A 19,568-nucleotide genomic window follows, 5' to 3' on the forward strand; every position below is an offset into this window, starting at 1 on the left:
CGCGGCCGCGCCGTGGCGTTCCCCGGCCGCGTCCAACGCGGCNGTCGTCGTGTCCGGAGCCGACGGGGGTGCGGTCAGGATCGGGCCGTGCGCAGTACTCCGGCGTCGCGTGCCACGGTGACGCCGCCCGGCAGGTGGACGGGTCCCTGACCGCGCCAGCGCGCCACCAGGGCGTCCATCGCATCGATGTGGACGTACGCGAGGTCCGCGTCGTCGGCACCCGCCGCGACGGCGAAGCGGTGCAGCACCCGGGTCCGGATCGCGCGCGGCAGGTCCCGCACGGCCGCCACCGGCAGGCGAGACGTCGACCGTTCCTCGCGGGTCGATGAACCGGCTCCGGCGGCCCGCTCTGTTCCCATCACGGCGACGGCCAGCGCTTCGGCCGCGATCGCGTCCAATGTGGTGGCGTCTTCGGCCACGAGCGACGCGGTCCGGGCGAGGTTCGCGACGAACCTCGGACCGAAGACGTCGACGAGAACGGGCATCGCCGCGCGCACCCGAGACCGGGCGTACGCCGGATCGACGTTGTGCGGATCGTCCCACGTGTCGGCCCCTTGCGACACGCACGCCGCGACCGTCTCGACGCGGGACACGTCGAGGAAGGGGCGCACGTACACGCCGCGACGGACGGGCATCCCCGACAGGCCACGGGGACCGGAACCACGCGCCAACGCCAACAGCACCGTCTCGGCCTGGTCGTCACGCGTGTGCCCGAGAAGAATCGCGGCCGCGCCGTGGCGTTCCCCGGCCGCGTCCAACGCGGCGTATCTCGCGGAACGCGCGGCCCCCTCCGGCCCTCCCGCCCGGCCGACCGTCACCGCCGCGACGTCCGCGAACGCCATGCCCAGGTCGCGCCCCATCGCCGCGACCGCCGCCGCACGATCCGCCGACCCCTCCTGAAGTCCATGATCGACGGTGACGAGGCCGCACGTCAACCCGATCCGTGGCGCGACGAACGCGCACGCGTGAGCCAGGGCCGTCGAATCGGCGCCACCGGAACACGCGACGATGACCGTCGCGCCACGCGGAACCGCGACGAGCGCCGCCCGCACGGCGGTGCGGGTGCGGGCGACCGGTGCCGCGAGTCGACTCATCCGCGGATCCGCGCGATCCAGCGGTCCGGGTCCTCGATCTCCTCCATCGTGGGCAGGTTCGCGGGGCCCTCCCACACGCGCGCGAAGGTGTCGGAGCCCGCCGCGCCGACGACGGCCTCGACGAACCCGGAGCCCCGCTCGTACTGCGCGAGCTTGACGTCCATTCCCAACAGTCGCTTCGTGACGCGGTGCAGCGGCCCAGCGGCGTTGCGGCGACGGTCGAACCGGTGCCGGATCGCCGCGACGTCGCCGATCACGCGCTCGCCGACGTGGTCCATCACGTAGTCGGCGTGTCCTTCGAGGAGGGTCATGATGGCGGTGAGCCGGTCGACGACGGCGCGCTGCTGCGGAGAGGTCAGCAGGTCGAGGATGGTGTGGGAGCCGGAGTCGCGGACCGAGTCGGCGAACAGTTCGACGGTGCGGCGCGTCTGCTGCGCGAAGCGGGCCACCGTCTCGGCGGTGGTCTCCTCGGGCTCCCCGACGCTGACGAAGCGGTTGATCTCGTCGAGGAAATGCCCGCGAAGCCATGGGACGCCGCCGAACTGAGCCGCGTGCGCCGCCTCGTGCAGGCAGACCCACATGCGGAACTCATTGGGCTGCAGGCGGAGTTCGCGCTCGGCCTCGATGATGTTCGGCGCGACCAGAAGCAGTCGTCCATAGTGAGCACCGAAGACCTCGAACTGACCGAGGACGCGACCCGACAAGTAGCCGAGGACGGCCCCGGCCTGTGTTCCGGCGACGCGGGAGCCGACGTTTCGCGCTAGCCAGCTCGGATCTCTGGACAGCTTGCCGGACAACGGGTCGAGCAGCTCGCGCATGCCCGCGACGTTGGCCTGACACCAGCCGGTCCGGTCGACGACGTGCACGGGCGGATTGGTGGCGCCCGTCAGGCCGGTGAATTCGGCGACGAGCCCGATCGCCTCGGTGGCGTGCGCGCGGAGGTCCGAGACGGCGGCTCCCGCGTCGGCGACCGACGTGGCGGGGCCGAGTTTGCTCAGCACACGAGCTGTCTTTACGGCCAGATCCCAATCCACCAGCTGTGTCATGTATCAACCGTATGCGATCCCGCCCGGGACGTTCGGACGGTCCAAGCGAGCGGGCGGGGATTTCCGGCACCGGCGCGGTCGGCACGCGCGGAAGAGCGGTGTGCTCGGGCTCCCGAAACGCCACCGTATTCCACTGTAGCCACTCGCGGGGGCCTCCGGCCTCCTCCCCAAGTCGGAGACTACCCACCACATGCTGAAGCCACGCTAAAGCCCGCTGAGGTTCGCTTCAGGAACGCTCGGCGTACCCCGGCTCCGACCTCGGCAGGTCATGGATGGACGCGAGCGCGTTGATGCCGAGTTCCGGCCAGTCCCGGTACGCGACCATAACGGACGCACCGAGCCATGTCGCTCCATAGTGGGTGATGAGGTCGCGGACGGCCGCGATCTGTTCGGCGGTCTCGGCGATGTCGTCGACGAGGAGGACCCGGTCGCCGGGACCGATCGCGTCGGACTCCGCCGCGAGAGTCGTCCCGTCCGGTCCGGGGCGTTGCTGGACGCCGAACATTCCGACGCCGAGTCGCGTCGCCACGAGCGGCGCGAGCAGGTAACCGGACGATTGAACACCGACGACGACCGTCGGCGGCGGACCCGTCCACAACGCCGCAAGTCCCGGACCGAGCAGACGAAGCAGTCGGGCGTCCGTCCACCACCACAGTGTCGCGATCCGGCCATGGCGCCACCGGGTCGCCGCCAGGAGGCGAGCGCGGGTCGCGGCCACCAGGTCCGGGCCGTCCGGTTCGACGCGACGAGGAACGGGTGATCCCTGCGTCGACGTTCCGTCCGTCGAGTGGCCGCCCGTGGAGGCGGACGTGTTGGAACGGGTCACCGGCAACCGCAATCGGCGATGGCGACAGTGATCGCGTCGAGGGCGTCCTGTGCGGCGATCAGATCGCCGCGTCCGTTGAGGAGCAACGCGAACACGAGCAGTCGACCGTCGGCGCTGACGACGGTGCCGGCGATCGATGACACCTTGTCGAGGGTGCCGGTCTTGGCGCGCACGTCGCCGATGGCGGCGGCGTTCTCGCCGGTGAACCGGTACCAGAGAGAGCCGTTGTATCCGGCGACCGGCAGTCCGCTGAACACGCCCGACGCGTTGGGATGTTCGCCTGACGCGGCTAGCGTGAGCATCGACGACAGCGCGGTCGCAGTCAACCGGTTGTCCTCGGACAACCCGCTCGCGTCCGATAGTTGGACCCCGTCGACGGGGACGCCCAGTTCCGTGAGGACGTCGACGATCGCGGTCGACATCCCGGCGAACGACATCTCCTCGCCGCGGGCGAGCGCGACCTGTAGGCCGATGGCGTCTGTCAGGAGGTTGTCGCTCGGAAGCAGCGCGTCTTCGGCGAGTTGTTGAAGCGGTGGCGAATGGACGACACCGAGCTGTTCCGCGTCGGCCGCGGCGCTCGCCTTCACGACCTCGCCGAGGCCGAGTGCATTGGAGAACACGCGCGCGGCGTGCATGCCGGGGTCGGGGCGGCGTTGCGACGGCGAGTTCGGGGCGTCGGGGCCCATGCGGCCGCCGTCGAGCATCAGGGGCGCGAGCCGCGCCGTGTAACCGGCGGGAAGGTCTCCCGGGTCGACGCCCGGTGCGACGGTGTCGCCCACGAACCGCGCGGAGTCGTAGCCGACGGACGTGATCTCGGTGCCGTCGAGCGCCTTCTTCACCTGGTCGGCGAGGTCGGCGAGGGAACCGGCGTTGCGGTAGAAGCCGTCGCCGTCGGCGGACAGGGTGACGTCGCCGTGGCCGACGAGGATGACCTGGCCGGGCTCCTCGCCCGCGACGACCGTGGTCGGGATGCGGTAGCCGGGGCCGACGGCCTCGAGGGCCGCGATCACGGCGGGGACTTTCAACGTCGACGCGGGGATGAGCGCTTCGTCCGCGTCGGTGGCGTACAGTTCCTGGCCGGTTAGCCCGTCGGTGACGGAAATGCCGAGCGTTCCCTTCAACGCGGACTTCGACAGGAGCGGGTCGATCGCGGCGGCGAGACCTTCCGGGGTCGGGATGGGCGCGGTCGCGTCGACGGGCACGGGGGGCGCGGCGTCGTCCGGGGCGACCATCTCGGGCCACGAGAGTGATCCCGTGGCGGGGCCGACGTCGGTCGCGCGAGCGATGTACACGGTCGCGGCGGCAGCCACTACCAGGCACACCAACACCACGAACAGCACCACAAACCACCGTTTCCCACGGCGGCGCGGGACGACGGCGCTAACGTGTGGTGCATCGCTCTGTTCAGCGGGGCTGATTTTCTCACTAACGGCCACTAGGTGAGACTACTGGCGACCAACCGCCAGCGCCTAAACACAGTCAGGGGAGACGCCGTGGAGTTCGACGTCACCATCGAGATCCCCAAGGGAAATCGAAACAAATACGAGGTTGACCACGAGACGGGCCGTATCCGTTTGGACCGGACCCTGTTCACGGCGACCCAGTACCCGGCCGACTACGGCTTCATCGAGGACACGCTGGGCGAGGACGGCGACCCGCTCGACGCGCTCGTGCTGGTTCCCGAACCGACCTTTCCCGGTTGCCTGATCCGCGCGCGCGCGATCGGCATGTTCCGGATGCGCGACGAGAAGGGCGGCGACGACAAGGTCCTGTGCGTCCCCGCCGATGACCCCCGGCAGGAGCACCTGCGCGACATTCACCACGTCCCCGAGTTCGACCGGATGGAGATCGAGCACTTCTTCACCGTGTACAAGGACTTGGAGCCGGGCAAGAGCGTCGAGGGCGCGACCTGGGTGGGGCGGACCGCGGCCGAGGACGAGATTCGTCGTTCGGTTCAGCGTGAGATCGACCGCAAGGCTTCGGGCGAACAGCACTGACGAACCGAGTCCGGCCGAGCTGGGGCGCGGCCGGACCGGTGACGGCCATTGGGCCGTTCGGCGGGTCGTTGCGTCCGCGCTGTACTGGTGACGGCTCGACATGATCGGGTATGGTCGCGCGCATGGTTGCGCAGACCCCTCCCGGCTGGTACCCGGACCCCTCGAACTCATCGCAGCAGCGTTACTTCGACGGACAGCAGTGGACGCAGCACGTCCACGCCGGGCAAAACCCCCAGCCCCAGAAATCCGCTCTCGAGAGCGTCGCCGAGCTCGATCTGACGGGCGCCAGCGACCCTGGCCGGCTTCAGCAGCAGGTCCAGGCGGCCGGCGCGCAGTCGGCGGGCCCCGGTGGCGGGACGCTTTTCACCGAGCCGATCCTCATCGTCAACCAGAAGACGAAGCTGATCGAGCTGAACAACGAGTACTCCGTCTACAACCAGCAGGGCCAGCAGGTCGCGGCCGTCGTGCAGGTCGGGCAGAGCGCGCTGAAGAAGGCCGTGCGGTTCCTCGGCAGCTATGACCAGTTCTTCACGCACGTCCTGGAAGTCCGCGACGGCTACGGCCAGGTGATGCTGAAGGTGACGCGTCCCCGCAAGATCATGAAGTCGCGGATCATCGTCGAGCGCGCCGACGGCATGCAGATCGGCGAGATCGTGCAGCAGAACATGATCGGGAAGATCAACTTCTCGATGCAGTCGGGTGGCAGTGAGTACGGCCAGATCCGGGGTGAGAACTGGCGGGCGTGGAACTTCGCGATCGTCGACCACACCGGCGTCGAGATCGCGCGGATCACGAAGACCTTCGAAGGCGTCATGAAGACGATGTTCACGACCGCCGACAACTACGTGCTGCAGATCCACCGGCCGTTGCAGGATCCCCTGTTGTCGATGGTGGTGGCGTCGGCGTTGACGATCGACACCGCGCTCAAGCAGGACAGCCGGGGTTGGGGCTGACGGGAACCGGCCGTGCGCGGGCGGGCATCGAACCCGCTTGCGCGCGACCCCGGGCCAAAGGCTAGACTCGTCTCGTTCCAACGCCGCCTTAGCTCAGTCGGCAGAGCGATTCACTCGTAATGAATAGGTCATCGGTTCGATTCCGATAGGCGGCTCCAGGCTTTGAACAGCAAAAAAGCCCCCGACATCGAAGGATGTCGGGGGCTTTTTGTTTGAGCTGCTGCCAATATGACTGCCTACGTGTCCTCGAGGAACGAGGCCATGATCTCTGCCCTCTCGGTGATGACGGGGCGAAGCTCGTGGCGGTGGACCCGCCTGGTCGTCGAGGTGTCTGCGTGACCGACTAGGGCCTGTTGGGAAAGTGCTGGTCATAGCCATTCGTTGATGCTGCAATCAGCACGGTCGCTTCGTAGCGGACAGCGAGTTTGTCGTATCTGGTGGCTACGGCCCGATGGCGCTTGAGTCGGTTGATCCCGCATTCGACAGCGTGCCGTTGCTTGTAGTCGTCTCTGTCGAACGTCGGTGGCCGACCGCCGCGTGATCCGCGTCCCAGCCGGTTGCGGATTCGGTCCGCGGGGACCGGAATCGTGGCCTTGATCCCGCGTCGCCGCAGGTAGACCCGGTTTCCGCGGGAGTCGTACGTTTTGTCGGCCCGGACCTGGTCCGGGCGCTTGCGCGGTCTGCCGAGCCCGATCCGTGGCACCCGGATGGCTTCCAGTACCGGTTCAAACTGCGGGGGAGTCACCCCGCTGCCCGGCCGTGATCACGATCGATAGGGGCTTCTGCCCCTGCTCGACGGCGAGGTGGATTTTGGTCGTCAATCCGCCACGAGATCGGCCAAGGCTGTGATCGACCGGCTCGACGGCGATTCCTCCAGGCGGCTCCTTCTGAAGGTCCCCCTTTTCGCCGCCCCGGCGGCATGTTGATGGGCCCGACAGACGGTGGACTCGACGTTGACGTCCCAGGTGATCAGGCCCTTCGCGTCCGCTTCGGTCTGCAGCCCGGTGAGGACCCTGGCCCACGTCCCATCACGCTGCCAACGCCTGAACAGGCCATAGACCCGGTCCCAAGGGCCGAACCGTTCAGGCAGGTCACGCCACGGCACCCCGGTGCGGGTTCGCCACCGTATGTCGTCAATCAACCTCCGCCGGGGCCAGACCCGAGGCCCGGCCCGGCTTCTTTCCCACCAGCAGCAACGGCTCCAGCCGAGCCCACTGTGCGTCCGTCAAGGTCTCCGCGTCTCACGCCAAGATCATCACAGACCCTGATCAGAAGCTTCCTCCGCCGGGAACACCGGGTTTCCGTCCTCGCCCGTGAACGGCGGACGAGACGGCAGGTGCCCCAAGGCTTGCCAGACGGCGTGCGCGGCAGCGAACTTCACGTCGCCCGGACCCGTATCCGCAGGAGCGACAGCGATCTCTGTGATCTCCACCAGCAGGTTGCGGACGCTGGCGGGCAGTTCCCTCACCGCGTACCAAGCACCCTCTCGTGCTTCCGCCTCGGCACTGCCGTCGGCAGCCGCCGGGTGACTCCAGCGGAATACATCCGCGCGAACCACGACCCCGGCACTCGCCGCGGGGGCCAAGCGCACGCTGACCTCAGCGAAACGAGCCCAGCGGTTGGTCTGCCGCCGCAGTCGAAAGTTCCCATCCATTCCCCGAGTCTTCCGTACCGCCACGGCACCGACCACCACATACAAAACAGGCCCGGCTGGGGCGCTGGCTCGTGGCGGGGTGAGGCGGTAGCGCGGGTGATCTGGTGGGCGGCAGCACTGAGGTGACCGGTCCCAGTCGGATCGAGGCGGGCCGCCAGGACGACGGTGAGGTCGGCGAGAGCGGGTCCGTCCTCCCACGACAACGTCGACTTCGTCGCGTCGAGAGGCTCTGCGATGGGCCAAGGGGTGATCGTCGGTCGGGCCGGGCGACGAGTGTGCTCCCATTCGGTGGCCGTGGCCGGCACCGCTTCGCGCCACCGTCGGCGGATCCGCGACAAGCTCAGATCGCCATCTGGGCCGGTCCGGGCCCGGACGAGTAGGCCGTCGGCGCGCATGCGAGCGACCCACTCGGTCTCGGAGTCGGAGGCGGTGGCTGCCGCGCGAACTCGGATCCGCAGCCATTCGCGGTCGGGTGCGCGGCAAGGGGCCTCGGCTGCTTCAGCGCTGATCTGGTCTCCATCACCGACCGGTCGCACACCAGAGGTTGTCGACCGCCATGGGGCGTCGTCGACGGTTACGGTCTCGGGATGGACATTGACTGGAGTGCCGAGGTTGTCGACCAGGTCGAGTCGCACTGGCGGCATCAGCTCAGGCCTCGCCTGGACGGACTGACCGATGAGGAGTACTTCTGGCAACCGGTTCCCGACTGCTGGACGATCAGCCGCCGTGGCCACAGTTCGGCGCCGATCTCCTTCGGGACCGGCGAGTTCACCATGGACTACGCCGAGCCGCCACACGATCGGGAGCCGGTGACCACCATCGCTTGGCGGCTGGCGCACCTGAGCGTCGGGTTGGCAAAGACGAACGGGAGGCACTTCTCTTGCCCACCCGCCAGTGAGCAAACGTTCGAATACGCAGGCACCGCCCAGGAGGCGCTGCGAAAGCTCGATGATGAGTTCGAGATCTGGATCAGTGGTGTCCGCGACCTCGGAACCACCGGACTGGCCCAACCGCAGGGCTTCCCGCCCGCATTCGCCCACGCACCTCTGGCGAAGAAGATGCTGTACGTGAACCTCGAGGTCATCCACCATGGCGCGGAGATATCCCTGCTACGCGACCTATACCTCCACAACGGATCCGTTACGCCGAGACCTGCCTCAGTTTGAATGAGGAACCGCAGTTCACAGTCATCAATGCCTCAACTCAGATGAGACCTGACAGGACTTTTGTCAACGTCTTGCCAACAGATGATCATGGCTTTCTAGCTGCTCGAACAGACTTCTGTCAACAATGTCAGCATTGTCAACGGGGGTCCATACACTTCCCCCTGTCTACTCACTGTTCGCGTCGTCGGCGTTCTCACAATCGTGTCCCTATAGGTAGATCGCGGGAAGGACGGACCCGTCCGCTCGATCTCGTGGCGAAACGACCCGCCCACTAGAACGACGCCCGCAACCGCCGGTCAGTTGTCGCACCTCGCCAGTATTCGCAGACCGGAACTGACCGGATGTGACACGATGACCGTCACCTCTCCCGATCTGTCGAGAACGGAAGCGCCCCATGGCATCCAGAACGAAGAAGCTGATGACGCTAGTGGTCGTCGGTGCCCTCTCCGTCACGTCCTGCGCGTCAACGTCCGGCCGACTCGGCGACGACACGACGAAGCCCGTCCTCGATGCCATCTCTGAAGCCCTCAAGGACGAGCCACTCCTCGATCAGGACCAGATCAAGGAGTTGTGCACGAACGTCGCGAACAAGATCGGGAAAAGCCTCGACGACCGCACCGACGGCAACACCACCCAGAACTCCTTCGACCCCACCGACGGCCGTGAACACGACTGTCAGGTGTCACGACCGTTCACCGATATCAACGTCGTGCTGTTCCTGGGAGTCAACCCGGTCTCCGAGGCCGACCGTGGCGAGTACCAGGACATCGTTGACGACACCGGCCCCCTCGATACCTGTGAGTTCCATATGGACATCACCGACGACACGGCCGCGCTGCCCTCTGACTTCCTCCCCATGGCGGATGATGCCGAGAGCGACACGTTCGCCGACCACGAGTACTGCCGGACGGTGTATCCCACCACCGACCAAGGGCTGATCTCCCAGATCGTGTACATCGCGCACGGGTCGCAGATCGCGATCCAGCTGGCAATCTTCAAAGAGGATTCGAACGACGCCCCCATGAGCGACTACGCCGATGACCTCGACGAGTTGACGGAGGGCGTCTTGGGCGCCGTCGTCACGTTCTGACGTCCCGAAGTCGACGAACCGATCGGAACCCGTCCCACAAGCCCTTTCGACCCGACCAGAACCCCACCGAGCACGGCCCCACTCCGTTATGGAGTGAGGGCGGTTCGTCGTGCTCGTCGATCGTCATCGACCACGATCCACTTCCCGCCGTCGATGGTGGAAGTCAACTCCTGCCTTCTCGTTCTCCCCCAGGCGATCACCGTCGTCCTCGTCGTACTGACAGCGATCGTCGTGGACGTGGCGGCCAATCGAACCGACAGGCCCGCCTAACTGATACCGAATGCCCTCGCCGTCCCGGCCTCGGGGTGGCGAGGCGTACGTCTGTGCTCGGATTCGCGCCGATGCTCGGTGCGGCGGTTAGAGGCCGCCGACCTTGACGGGGAACTGCTCGATGACGGCGACCGGCTTGGCCGTGGAGTCTTCCCGGTCCTTGAGTTCGACCAGTTCGACCGGGTTCTCCAACCGGTAGAGGTCTCCCTTGGGCGGGTACTGGGTCAGTTGGCCGATGAGGACCATCGGGTTCCTGGTGCCCAGAACCAGCGGCCCGTCTTCACCTGCCCCGTCGATGGTCATCGCGAAGGTCGTGATCTCACGAAGCTCGTACCTGGGCGGGACCGTCTGGGTGAGGCGCAGGGTGCTCTGCGCGTCGACGTCGACATCGTCCTGTTCGATGGTGATGGTCCCCCCCTTCCGGCAGTTCCGCGGACACCCTGTGGCCGACACACCGCGGCCCTCCAGTAGTAAACGTCTTAAAAACCGGCCGCTAGCCGAGGACGAGGTCACCTGTGTCGGGGTCGAGCAGTTTCAGTCGCATCGTGACGGTCCGGCGGACGCCCTGCTGCATCATCGCGAGGGCGCGGTGCAGCCGCCGACGTACCGCTCGCCCTCGCGCCGGTCGGCCGTGCTGCCGATGCAGACGGGCTCGCCGCCGACAAGAAGACTCCGGACGGCTTCGTGGGTCCAGCCGAGCAGGCCACGGCCGCACGGCTTCGCGCATCGCATCGATCAGGTCCTCACCGGCGTGCTCGGAGGCGGTGACCTCCTCGACGAGGCCAATGGCGATCTCCGAGGCGTCATGCCACGACCCGTCGTGGTACCAACAACAGAGCTTGGGCCCGGTCGGGCGCCACTGCCGCCAGGCGCGGCCGAGGACGCCGATGCTACACACCATGCGGTCGGGCCGCTCCAGTTCGTCCGGTGTGGACAGGCGCCGGACCGGGGTGATGTCGTAGAAGGCCAGTTCGTAAGAAACGTGTCGTGAGCGGCAAAGCAGCGCGGCAAGGCTGGTCAGCCACCAAGGGCGGCTGCGGTGCCGGGATACTTCGGTACCCGGCTGAGCGAACTCGGCCGGGTACCGGGGACCTCCACCCAGATTGGAGTTTGGAGCCTTGCGGGTCTAGACGGAGGCGGTGGCCGCGTGCGCTGGAATTCAGTACGCCCGTCGTCGGCAACGGCCGCGGTCAGGTTGTGGAGACTTGGGAAGCCCCAGCTGCTCCAGCGGTCCTATACCGCCTCGATCTCGGCCCACAGTTCGAGGTTGCCGCGAAGGGTTCCGTTGACGGCGAGGAGCCGGCGACCGGAGTCGTTCCGGTGTCGGCCAAACACAGGTGTGTCAGGTCGGGCCGGACGGCGCGCAGCAGGACCTGGAAGTCCTCGGTGTGGAGCTTCTCGGGCCGGCCGTTCGGCGTCTGGAGCGCGAAGGCCTGCCCGACCGAGCCTGCTCTCCCTATGAGTCCGGCCCGGTCGCCGCCCCTACGATCTGGTCGGCTCCTGCACCACCCCTGAAGCGCTATCGTCCGCGCGCGCTTTCACTGCTGCTGAGCAGCTCGGAATCCGCGCATCGTCCGGAGTGGACTCTCAGTCGTCTTGGTTGAGGAACTCGGGGATATCGGCGGGGGTCGGGTAGTTCGGCAAGGGCGCCTGGGCGCCTTGGAGGAACGCGTCGACGGCGGCGTAGGCCCGCTCGTCGTTGTCATCGAGACCGTTCCACATGTGGTGTCCGACGCCGGGCATGTACTGGGTTCGCTCGACGGTGGGGTTGGCGGCAAGGACGGCGGTCGCCCACTGGCGCGTTTGCGAGGAGCACTCGGCGATCATTAGCATGGTGGGCACGGTCGAGCGTCCAAGCCCCTCGATGATCGACGGCGAGTCCTTGATGGTCTGCTGGATCTGCATGCTCGCGGCGGCGCTGAAGGAGAAGTTCTCAGTGGTGTCCTCGACGGGGATGCGGTGGGCGTCCTGCGCGCAGTAGGCGGACGCGGTATCGCCGCCCAGGTCGGCGGCGGTGAAGGCGTTGACGCCTTCGGCCTGCCCGATCAGGTCGCTGTCGGGTGACAGCAGGCCCAGTCGCATGAGGCCGAACGCCACCGCGTACCTGGGGACGTTCGTGGAGCGCGGGCCGGGAACGGCCGGGGCCAGACCGCGCGCGTTCGGCAGGCCCGGCTGGCCGTCGATCCGTGCGGTGGGCCCGTCCATCGGCCCTGGCTCGGCGACGATCGCCTTGCGCACGAGGGTGGAGAAGTCCGGATCGGCGAGAGCGCGGGTGAGCACGACCCCGCCTGCGGAGAAGCCCAGCACGTCGACCGGGCCGGCGTCGAGGTGCTCGATGAACGCGCCGAAGTCGCGGACCGATCGGTCGATGCTGTACTGGTCCATCGACAGCAGGCCGCTTCGCCCGCCGCCGGCCTGCTCGTATGCGTAGACGTCGTAACCATGCCGGGCCAGTAGTTGCAGGAACTCGTGGTCGATCACGGAGATGCTGCGGACGGGACCACCGTGGAGGAACACCAGGGGTGTTGAGCGCGGGGTGGTGTCCGGGTCGGGCGGGTAGTGGTAGACCGCGACCTGGCTGCCGGTGGCCAAGCTCCAGTGCTGGGTCGCCACGAAAGCCAGGTCGCTGGGGTATTGCCTGTCGGTCGGCACGGTCGGGATGAGGACGGCGGCGGTCAGCACCGCGGCGACGGCTACCGGCACAAGCAAGCGCGGTCGTGTGCGTCGCCGGCCCCGCCAGATCGCGGCGGCGGCCCCTACTCCGGCAGTGATCAGCCAGGCCGGAGTGCCGGACCAAGCGCCGTTGGTCACGACGATCAGCGCCAGGAAGAGCACGGCCAATCCGGCGACGGCGGCCAGCGCCAGTCCCAGACCGCCGAGAGAACGGATGAAGGACATCGGAGATCCTCGAGTGTAGTTTCAGAACAAGGTTTCAAAACAACGTTAGCATTAGGCTAGAATGATTCCCATGGGCAGGCCTAGGACGAACGACGAGACCGTCAAGGAACGGCTCGTCGAAGCGGCGACTGAGCTGTTCGCGACGCGGCCGCGCGAATCGATCACCGTTCGCGCCCTCGCGGCAGCCGCCGGAGCCGCCACCGCTGCGGTGTACACGCTCTTCGGCAGTAAGGACGCGCTGATCAACGAGGTGCGCGCCCGTGCGGTCGGCGGACTGTTCCACGTTCTGTCGCAGGTGCCGGACTCCGACGACCCACTCGCCGACATCCACGCCCTTTCCGTGGCGTACCGGTGCTGGGCACGCGAGCACACCCACCTCTACACGGTCCTGTTCGGAGGCGTGCAGACCTTCGACCCCACTGGCGCCGTCGGCACCGGCGACCCCGTCCGCCCCCTCCTCGAGGCGATCGACCGAGCACTTGCCGCTTCGACCCTCACCGGCGACGCGACGTCCATCGCGCTGTCGATCTGGGTGACCCTGCACGGGCTCGTGACCCTCGAACTCGCCGGAGCACTCGACACCGCCACGGCCGAGGCCGCCCTCCAGTCGGCGATCCCGGCGACACTTCGCGGTTGGTCGACGGCGGAGGGTCGTCCGCGCGGCCGGAGTGACACCGGTTGCATTTGAGTGTGCTGTCGCCGGCGTCGATGACGCAGGCAGCAGCGTCGTTGATGCCTACGGTGACGGGCGTGAGCTGCTTAATGTCGCCGCAGCGTTGCCCCAGAACCGCGATCGCAGGGAAGTCCTCCGGGTTGGCCCACTGGTAAGAAACGTGTCACCAGCCGCAATTGGGGCAGTTGATCCTGGTGCGTCGGACTCATGGACCAGCGGTGGCCGACCTACCCGGGTATCCGGTCATTTGGTCCAGTAGGCGCACATGACGCGATCCTCGGCGTCGTCGCGGGAGTCAACCCAGTACCACAGTCTGGTCCGCCCATAACCGGGGTCGGGGCAACGGTTCTCGTCGATGGTTCCCCACACGATCTCGTAGATGTAGCCGTTGGCCTTTGAATCGTCACAATCGACCAGGACCATGTCGATCCCGGCTCCTTCTTCGATCCGTCGGGCATAGACGCAGTCGCCGATGTCGCCATCTCCCGGACTCTCGCTCGACGACATGGCGTTCTTCAAATCATCACAGTTGCTGATCCCGAAAAAGGCGAGGATCCCGATCACCGAGGCGATGATCCCCAACATCTTTCCCGTGTCTTCCGAGCCGGAGTCACTGGACACTGGCCACTCCCGTGCTTTACGTTGCGAGGCAACAATTCTAGCAACTTCGCGCGAACTTTCAGCTCAGCTTCCAGCTGCCCCGCAGAGACCACATCGGTGAGGAACGGATCCGCCGTCCTGGTCCCGACCCCTTCGGCGCTACCGGAAGGAAGCGATCGCGGCAGACCCCATCGGGTCCCGACCAGATCCGCAATGACCGTTGGCGCGGCCACGTCGACCTATTCGGCAGAACGTTGCGGCAGACGTAGAACCCGGCTGGCCGGTAGCCGACCTGCCGTGGCACGTGCCGCGGGCGACGGGCGCCCCACCGGTCCTGGTGGGGCGCCCGTCGAGACGGTGCGACACGTCCTGATGCCGAAGTCGCCCATCCGGTGGACCGCAATGGTCGGTCTCGCCGGGGCCTTCCCCACCACCTTCGTCGCGACACGGATCGCCGCTGAATCGCTCGATCTCGAGTCAGGACGTCGACGACGGTCGTGAGTTGCGACGACGCGACCGGTGCCGGGTCGGTCACACTGGCGCCCAACGAATCCATGTAGTCCATAGTGTTCCAATGGCGTTGGGAGGGTGAGTGTCGTGGAACTCGGTCAGATCGAGTCGAGGATGTCCTCGACGAGGCTCGGGTCATCGTCGTATCCGCACAGCGCCATGACGATACGGAGACCGTCGTCGCGAGTGAGCGCGCCGTTCTCGGTGAGGGTGGTGAGGACCGCGAGCGTTTCGATCATGAGGCACGTCGCCTCGTCTCTGCCGGAGGTTTTTCCGAGATCGCGGAGAATGCCGAGGATCACCGTCCGCGCCGCCGGATCAAGCACTATGGTCACCCTCTCGAGCGAGAAGGCGGCTGTAGAGCCACCGATGGACGGGTGTGAACGCCGAACGGTTCACGCCTGCTCGCCGCCAACGCGCCTCGCCGGTCTTCGAAAGTGCCGAGGCCCTGGGGACGTCGATCAGGCGGGTCGTGGTGCACGTGGAGTCTCTTCTCATACCAACTCAACGACCAATGCGGCGAGCTGACACGTGCTGACCATGTCCGGTAATGCGCGCCAATTGAAATGGTCCGCCCCGAACGTCAGGGCGGGGAGCCTTCGTCATGTTCGCGGGCGGTCCGGCGGCGAACACGACGCCCCGAACGACCATCAATCCTCAGTAGACGCAAACGGGGTCGGACGCGTCGCCCTCGGACCTCGACGTCTCTGACTCGCTTCGGTTTCCACCCCCGAGTCCACGGCCGGGCGACGTCGGAGCGCGGCGGCATTCGGCCCCTCCGGGCCGTGCCCATCGCGCTCGGGATCGCCTTCTCGAGTTGGAGAAGAAAATGGCACACCACGACATCCGGCAGAAATCTCGAACTCGCGATCGACAGATCATCACTTCGATGTCGACGGGTGGTCCGAACGCCTCGGCAACCGAGCACCTTCCACATTGTGGAATGCGGAAGGATCCTACGTGCCCGAAGGTGCGTGCGTGGATGCGAAGGCCCGTGTCGCAGAACTGGGATTCACGTCGACATCGATCCGCACACCGTCGGCCGAGGACTCCGTCAGTCGAGAACGCCGTCGACCGGTGGCCTGGACTCCGTCGACCGGACCTGGCAGAGTTCGACTCGTACAACCGTCGGGGCCACGCCGTCCCGGCGACGCACGGCGAAGCGGGCACAGTGCGGCCGGATATCGACGTTCGAGACGGAACCGGCGACACGCCAGGAAGGATCGTGAGCATGACATGGACGATCGACGGCCTCGGCGCGTGCGAGCCGGTCGACGCGCCCGACGGGCTGCGCTGTTGGCGGCGCGAAACCCCGGTCGAGCCACCACTGCACATCGTCGTGGATCCGGACGAGGACGGCGATGACGTCGACACGACGCACGCCGCGCGAGTCGCAAGTTCCCTGCCGGAACTGCTCCTCGTAGCCGAGCGCGCCGTCCGCGAGGCGGTCGCGGAGGATCCCGCCCGTTTCGAGGCGTTCGACTCCGACGTGCCCCTCGACCTCGACGCACCCGAGATCACATTGTGGACGAAACGCCGGTGGATGGTCCGGTTCGCGGACTGCGCGCTCCCGGCGGCCTCGGTGCTGGGGGTCGCCGTCGAGTTCGTCGATACGAACCCGGTCGACGTCTACCCCCTGGACGACGCCGCCGCCGTCGACTGATCTCTCCGGTCGAACCGTTCCCGCACGACGTCGCCTGATCGCCCGGAACCCAAATCCTTTGTGGTCGATAATTGGCCGCACCCCAGAATCATCGAGACATTCACAAGTATCAGCTTGAAAGTCCGTTGCACCGGCACTGACGCGCGTGTTCGACAACCCCTTGGGTGGGATGACCGAACGAAGGCCGCATCGCAAGGGAAAACCTCGTATGGGTATTGCCTTCCGAGCCTCCACGAACGGTCACGGTGACACATTGGGCGGTTGGACGGATGTCGTTGCGGCGACGACGAAGGCGGTTTGTCTACAATGATCGTCACGCTATGGCGTTTTCAGTAACGAATTCATTACGATTAGCTCGATCGAGGGTGATTACCCACCTCAACCACTTTGCAAATGGGACGAAATGGGGCAACGTGGTTACATGGAAGAACGCCCCAAGGATCTATCCAGTAAACAGCTTCGCTTTCACCGTCAAGCGCCGGTGCGATGGATGTCCCAACGCGTACTCGCCTCCACCGCCGCCCGAGTCATCCTCGCCAAAGTCCTCGGCGCCTACCTGGACAAACGCGAGTTCCAGGCACTGCTCAAACAGGACGTCTTCGACCACACCGATCGAGACGAGCTGTGGCTCGATTATGTCGCCGACGTCGGAGACGGTTTCGATTCCACGTATACGATCGCGTATCTGACGAGTCGACCGTCCATCAATCCGGGCGAGGAATTGCCGCGTGGCGACATCCTCGTCATGGGTGGCGACCAGGTCTATCCCGCCGCGAACTGGCGCGACTACGAGAACCGTTGCCGTGGGCCGTATCAAGCGGCCATGCCCACCGGCAACGGACACCTGTACGCCATTCCGGGAAACCACGATTGGTACGACGGACTCACGTCGTTCCTTCGCGTTTTCGGCCAGCAACGCAATATCGGCGGGCGCCAGACCCGCCAGGCCCGCAGCTACTTCGCGGTGCGGTTGCCGCATCGCTGGTGGTTGCTCGGCATCGACGCGCAATTCGACGAATATCTCGACGGTCCACAACTGGACTATTTCGCCGAGGCATTGGAGACAATGGAACCGGGCGATCCGGTCATCCTCTGTGTACCGCGCCCGGCGTGGACCTGGACGGACGCGGACCCGCGCGCGTTCGACCGCGTCGACTACTTCATCAGGACGTTCATCAAACCCAAGGGCGGCACCGTCCCCGTCGTCCTGACCGGCGATCGGCATCACTACGCCCACTATCGCGAGCTCGGCGGGCCCCGGCACCTGATCACCGCGGGCGGCGGCGGCGCGTATTTGTCGCCGACGCACAACCTGCCCGATCTCCTGCAGGCGCCACCACCGGACTCGATGGCACGACACGGTTCGCCCGTGCGCACCTACGAGGCGGCGATGACGTATCCGAGCAAGCGCGAATCGTGGCGATACGCCGCGAAGGTGTTCTGGAGGCTGCCGTGGCTGAACTTCGGCTTCGTCGTCCTCCTCGGACTCATCCACCTGCTCGGACTGCTGTCGTTCCTCGGGACGCCCGGGACCGCCGTCGCGGCGGCCGCCGGGACCTTCGGCATCACCGTGGCCTTCGCTCATCCCTCCAATGGAGATAGAAAGCCTCGGCACTGGGTCGCGGCGGCGTGTCACGCCGCCGGACACCTGGGGCTGACGGCGGCAGGGACGGCCGCCTGGAGCGCCTTGGAGCTGTCGGGCTGGGAAGCGTACCTGGCGTACGTGCCCGTCAGCGGACTCGCCGCGTCCATCATCGTGTCGGCGTATCTGTTCATCGCCGGAGGCTTCGGTGTCAACGACAACGAACTCTTCGCCGGCCAGTCGATCGACGACGCGAAGTGCTTCCTACGGATGCGCTTGGCCGCCGACGGCCTCACCATCTATCCCATCGCCGTCCCGAAGGTCGGTCGGCAATGGGACGCCCACCCGGACGGCGCCCTCGACGAGCCGTGGATCGTCCCGCGACAACCGATCCCGACGAGATTCATCGAGAAACCGTTCACCATCCCCGGACACGGACGGCGATGACGACATGACAGGTTTCATCGCAGCCCGTAACCGGCCACGAACAGCGTCGTTTTACAGTACGACAGACTTTGCACAAGCAAAAATACCGGGATCGGGCTCCCCCGCCGCGATCCCGCCATAGAAACCTTGCACCGCCCAACCCAGAAAAGGGGCCGGTCATGCCGTGGTTCACACCCGCCACCGCATGGCCGGCCCCGCCCTCGCTCCCGGCCCGCACACGCTCGTGACGGCGCCCGGCCCGCCACGATCGACGCGCGGCGGGTGGGCGATCGCTGCGACTAGAGGTTGTCCCGTTGTCTCAGGTCGTGCGAGGCACGGGTCGGGGCGTCACCCGGCAAGGCGGAGAACCTGCATACCGGTGTCGTATGCAGGTTCTCCGACAACGCGGTTGATGGCGTTCCGACACTGCCGTGGCCGAGCCGCCGGGCAACGGGACAAGCTCTAACCTTCGATCCGCTGTAGACGGGCGGACAGGTGCGGCGTCAACGGGTGCCCCATCGCGGCCATCTCGGCGGCGTACATCAGGGCACCCTCGACGATCCCGTACAGGCGCTTCCCCGCCGTGACCTCCTTCGCGGAGGGGCTGCGCAGCACGGCATCGGTGGCGAGCTCGACGGTCGTCCCGTCCACGTTCCCGTAGTACAGCTCCATGATTCCGGTGGGGTTGCTCAGTTCCAGCTCGACCTCGGTCTTCTTGCCCTTGTCGCCGAGGACTCGGAACCAGCCGACCTCCCGCGATGCCGGGCGCACCGGCTCGTCGTCCGCGTCGACGAGCCAGGTGCGGGACTCGTAGTACAGGAACGGCCGCCCGTCATGGGAGATCCGGACCTCCTGGCCGTACGTGAAGTCCTCAATGCCCGGATAGCCGCCCTGACCCCGGCCACGCCACACGCCGATGTACGGCAGCAGCGGCAACAGGTCCGGATGCAGGTCGGGACCGTGCCTCAGATTGTGGGTGTCCTCGAACGGGTAAGGCCCGATCGGTTTGAACGTCGAGCTGAAGTCGGGGACGGACTGCTCACCTGTGCCGGTCATCTGTTCCTTCCAATTTTGACCGCCGCGTATCCAAGCCCCCCGGCCAAAGCGCCACAGGCGGCCA

Annotated in this window: 18 protein-coding genes, 1 tRNA gene and 1 pseudogene; 8 read left to right on the plus strand and 12 right to left on the minus strand. The window is 66.6% G+C overall.

The annotated features are described in order from the left end of the window. Positions 1–74 precede the first annotated feature (74 nt). From tilS to dacB, 4 genes are all read right to left on the minus strand, one after another. Positions 75–1,094, minus strand: a complete 1,020-nt coding sequence (gene tilS / locus ACM9NP_RS12575; RefSeq protein WP_415646842.1) for a tRNA lysidine(34) synthetase TilS — start codon at positions 1,092–1,094, stop codon at positions 75–77. Then, positions 1,091–2,140: a zinc-dependent metalloprotease gene (locus ACM9NP_RS12580; RefSeq protein ID WP_415646843.1), complete on the minus strand. Its 1,050-nt coding sequence runs from the start codon at positions 2,138–2,140 to the stop codon at positions 1,091–1,093. Before ACM9NP_RS12580 ends, tilS begins: the two co-directional genes overlap by 4 nt. A 226-nt stretch (positions 2,141–2,366) precedes the next feature. After that, positions 2,367–2,966: a phosphoribosyltransferase family protein gene (locus ACM9NP_RS12585; protein WP_415646844.1), complete on the minus strand. Its 600-nt coding sequence runs from the start codon at positions 2,964–2,966 to the stop codon at positions 2,367–2,369. Further along, on the minus strand, positions 2,963–4,309 hold the full coding sequence (dacB, locus tag ACM9NP_RS12590) for a D-alanyl-D-alanine carboxypeptidase/D-alanyl-D-alanine endopeptidase (protein WP_415646845.1): 1,347 nt from the start codon (positions 4,307–4,309) through the stop codon (positions 2,963–2,965). Before dacB ends, ACM9NP_RS12585 begins: the two co-directional genes overlap by 4 nt. Positions 4,310–4,459: 150 nt before the next feature. Here dacB and ACM9NP_RS12595 point away from each other — a divergent pair, with 150 nt between their 5' ends. The 3 genes from ACM9NP_RS12595 (at position 4,460) to ACM9NP_RS12605 (ending at position 6,074) form a co-directional block, all read left to right on the plus strand. Next, positions 4,460–4,963 (plus strand): inorganic diphosphatase, encoded by a 504-nt coding sequence (locus tag ACM9NP_RS12595; RefSeq protein ID WP_415646846.1) that lies wholly within the window; start codon positions 4,460–4,462, stop codon positions 4,961–4,963. A gap of 122 nt (positions 4,964–5,085) precedes the next feature. Next, positions 5,086–5,916: a phospholipid scramblase-related protein gene (locus tag ACM9NP_RS12600; RefSeq protein WP_415646847.1), complete on the plus strand. Its 831-nt coding sequence runs from the start codon at positions 5,086–5,088 to the stop codon at positions 5,914–5,916. An 82-nt stretch (positions 5,917–5,998) separates the two neighbouring features. Then, positions 5,999–6,074: transfer RNA gene (locus tag ACM9NP_RS12605), tRNA-Thr, on the plus strand. Positions 6,075–6,259: 185 nt separating this feature from the next. On the opposite strand, the pseudogene ACM9NP_RS12610 reads toward ACM9NP_RS12605, so the two are convergent. Together ACM9NP_RS12610 and ACM9NP_RS12615 are read right to left on the minus strand one after the other, a co-directional pair. Next, positions 6,260–7,145: pseudogene (locus tag ACM9NP_RS12610) on the minus strand (IS5 family transposase). A 26-nt stretch (positions 7,146–7,171) separates the two neighbouring features. Beyond that, positions 7,172–7,570 (minus strand): hypothetical protein, encoded by a 399-nt coding sequence (locus ACM9NP_RS12615; protein ID WP_415646848.1) that lies wholly within the window; start codon positions 7,568–7,570, stop codon positions 7,172–7,174. 593 nt (positions 7,571–8,163) lie between these two features. Between ACM9NP_RS12615 and ACM9NP_RS12620 the strand changes: the two genes are divergently transcribed. Then, positions 8,164–8,736 (plus strand): DinB family protein, encoded by a 573-nt coding sequence (locus ACM9NP_RS12620; RefSeq protein ID WP_415646872.1) that lies wholly within the window; start codon positions 8,164–8,166, stop codon positions 8,734–8,736. A gap of 394 nt (positions 8,737–9,130) precedes the next feature. After that, positions 9,131–9,826: a hypothetical protein gene (locus ACM9NP_RS12625; RefSeq protein WP_415646849.1), complete on the plus strand. Its 696-nt coding sequence runs from the start codon at positions 9,131–9,133 to the stop codon at positions 9,824–9,826. 357 nt (positions 9,827–10,183) lie between these two features. Here the strand turns inward: ACM9NP_RS12625 and ACM9NP_RS12630 are convergent, their stop codons facing one another. The 3 genes from ACM9NP_RS12630 to ACM9NP_RS12640 form a co-directional block, all read right to left on the minus strand. Beyond that, entirely contained in the window at positions 10,184–10,549 is a 366-nt protein-coding gene (locus tag ACM9NP_RS12630) for a hypothetical protein (RefSeq protein ID WP_415646850.1), read from the minus strand. A gap of 40 nt (positions 10,550–10,589) precedes the next feature. Beyond that, positions 10,590–10,997 (minus strand): hypothetical protein, encoded by a 408-nt coding sequence (locus ACM9NP_RS12635; RefSeq protein WP_415646851.1) that lies wholly within the window; start codon positions 10,995–10,997, stop codon positions 10,590–10,592. Between the two features lie 686 nt (positions 10,998–11,683). Then, positions 11,684–12,994 (minus strand): alpha/beta hydrolase, encoded by a 1,311-nt coding sequence (locus ACM9NP_RS12640; protein ID WP_415646852.1) that lies wholly within the window; start codon positions 12,992–12,994, stop codon positions 11,684–11,686. Positions 12,995–13,064: 70 nt separating this feature from the next. Here ACM9NP_RS12640 and ACM9NP_RS12645 point away from each other — a divergent pair, with 70 nt between their 5' ends. Next, positions 13,065–13,682: a TetR/AcrR family transcriptional regulator gene (locus tag ACM9NP_RS12645; protein ID WP_415646853.1), complete on the plus strand. Its 618-nt coding sequence runs from the start codon at positions 13,065–13,067 to the stop codon at positions 13,680–13,682. A gap of 228 nt (positions 13,683–13,910) precedes the next feature. Here ACM9NP_RS12645 and ACM9NP_RS12650 read toward each other — a convergent pair whose 3' ends face one another. Beyond that, a complete protein-coding gene (locus tag ACM9NP_RS12650; protein WP_415646854.1) occupies positions 13,911–14,288 on the minus strand; it encodes an LppU/SCO3897 family protein in 378 nt (125 codons plus the stop codon). Between the two features lie 587 nt (positions 14,289–14,875). Next, positions 14,876–15,112, minus strand: a complete 237-nt coding sequence (locus tag ACM9NP_RS12655) for a hypothetical protein (RefSeq protein WP_415646855.1) — start codon at positions 15,110–15,112, stop codon at positions 14,876–14,878. A gap of 896 nt (positions 15,113–16,008) precedes the next feature. On the opposite strand from ACM9NP_RS12655, the gene ACM9NP_RS12660 reads away from it, so the two are divergent. Both ACM9NP_RS12660 and ACM9NP_RS12665 read left to right on the plus strand, forming a co-directional pair. After that, positions 16,009–16,440: a hypothetical protein gene (locus tag ACM9NP_RS12660; protein WP_415646856.1), complete on the plus strand. Its 432-nt coding sequence runs from the start codon at positions 16,009–16,011 to the stop codon at positions 16,438–16,440. 421 nt (positions 16,441–16,861) lie between these two features. Further along, the gene (locus tag ACM9NP_RS12665) at positions 16,862–18,469 is read left to right on the plus strand and encodes a metallophosphoesterase family protein (RefSeq protein WP_415646857.1); all 1,608 of its coding nucleotides are present in this window, start codon (positions 16,862–16,864) and stop codon (positions 18,467–18,469) included. Between the two features lie 441 nt (positions 18,470–18,910). Here ACM9NP_RS12665 and ACM9NP_RS12670 read toward each other — a convergent pair whose 3' ends face one another. Beyond that, positions 18,911–19,504, minus strand: a complete 594-nt coding sequence (locus ACM9NP_RS12670; RefSeq protein WP_415646858.1) for a heme-binding beta-barrel domain-containing protein — start codon at positions 19,502–19,504, stop codon at positions 18,911–18,913. Positions 19,505–19,568: the final 64 nt, after the last annotated feature.

It is taken from the genome of Stackebrandtia soli (genome assembly GCF_965137155.1).
Lineage (GTDB): Bacteria > Actinomycetota > Actinomycetes > Mycobacteriales > Micromonosporaceae > Stackebrandtia > Stackebrandtia soli.

What these genes read in the sequence shown, in the direction of transcription:
- tilS (WP_415646842.1), bottom strand. Translation starts at nt 1,094, where the DNA reads ATGAGTCGACTCGCGGCACCGGTCGCCCGCACCCGCACCGCCGTGCGG.
- ACM9NP_RS12580 (WP_415646843.1), bottom strand. Translation starts at nt 2,140, where the DNA reads ATGACACAGCTGGTGGATTGGGATCTGGCCGTAAAGACAGCTCGTGTG.
- ACM9NP_RS12600 (WP_415646847.1), top strand. Translation starts at nt 5,086, where the DNA reads ATGGTTGCGCAGACCCCTCCCGGCTGGTACCCGGACCCCTCGAACTCA.
- ACM9NP_RS12615 (WP_415646848.1), bottom strand. Translation starts at nt 7,570, where the DNA reads ATGGATGGGAACTTTCGACTGCGGCGGCAGACCAACCGCTGGGCTCGT.
- ACM9NP_RS12625 (WP_415646849.1), top strand. Translation starts at nt 9,131, where the DNA reads ATGGCATCCAGAACGAAGAAGCTGATGACGCTAGTGGTCGTCGGTGCC.
- ACM9NP_RS12635 (WP_415646851.1), bottom strand. Translation starts at nt 10,997, where the DNA reads ATGGTGTGTAGCATCGGCGTCCTCGGCCGCGCCTGGCGGCAGTGGCGC.
- ACM9NP_RS12640 (WP_415646852.1), bottom strand. Translation starts at nt 12,994, where the DNA reads ATGTCCTTCATCCGTTCTCTCGGCGGTCTGGGACTGGCGCTGGCCGCC.
- ACM9NP_RS12645 (WP_415646853.1), top strand. Translation starts at nt 13,065, where the DNA reads ATGGGCAGGCCTAGGACGAACGACGAGACCGTCAAGGAACGGCTCGTC.
- ACM9NP_RS12660 (WP_415646856.1), top strand. Translation starts at nt 16,009, where the DNA reads ATGACATGGACGATCGACGGCCTCGGCGCGTGCGAGCCGGTCGACGCG.
- ACM9NP_RS12665 (WP_415646857.1), top strand. Translation starts at nt 16,862, where the DNA reads ATGGAAGAACGCCCCAAGGATCTATCCAGTAAACAGCTTCGCTTTCAC.
- ACM9NP_RS12670 (WP_415646858.1), bottom strand. Translation starts at nt 19,504, where the DNA reads ATGACCGGCACAGGTGAGCAGTCCGTCCCCGACTTCAGCTCGACGTTC.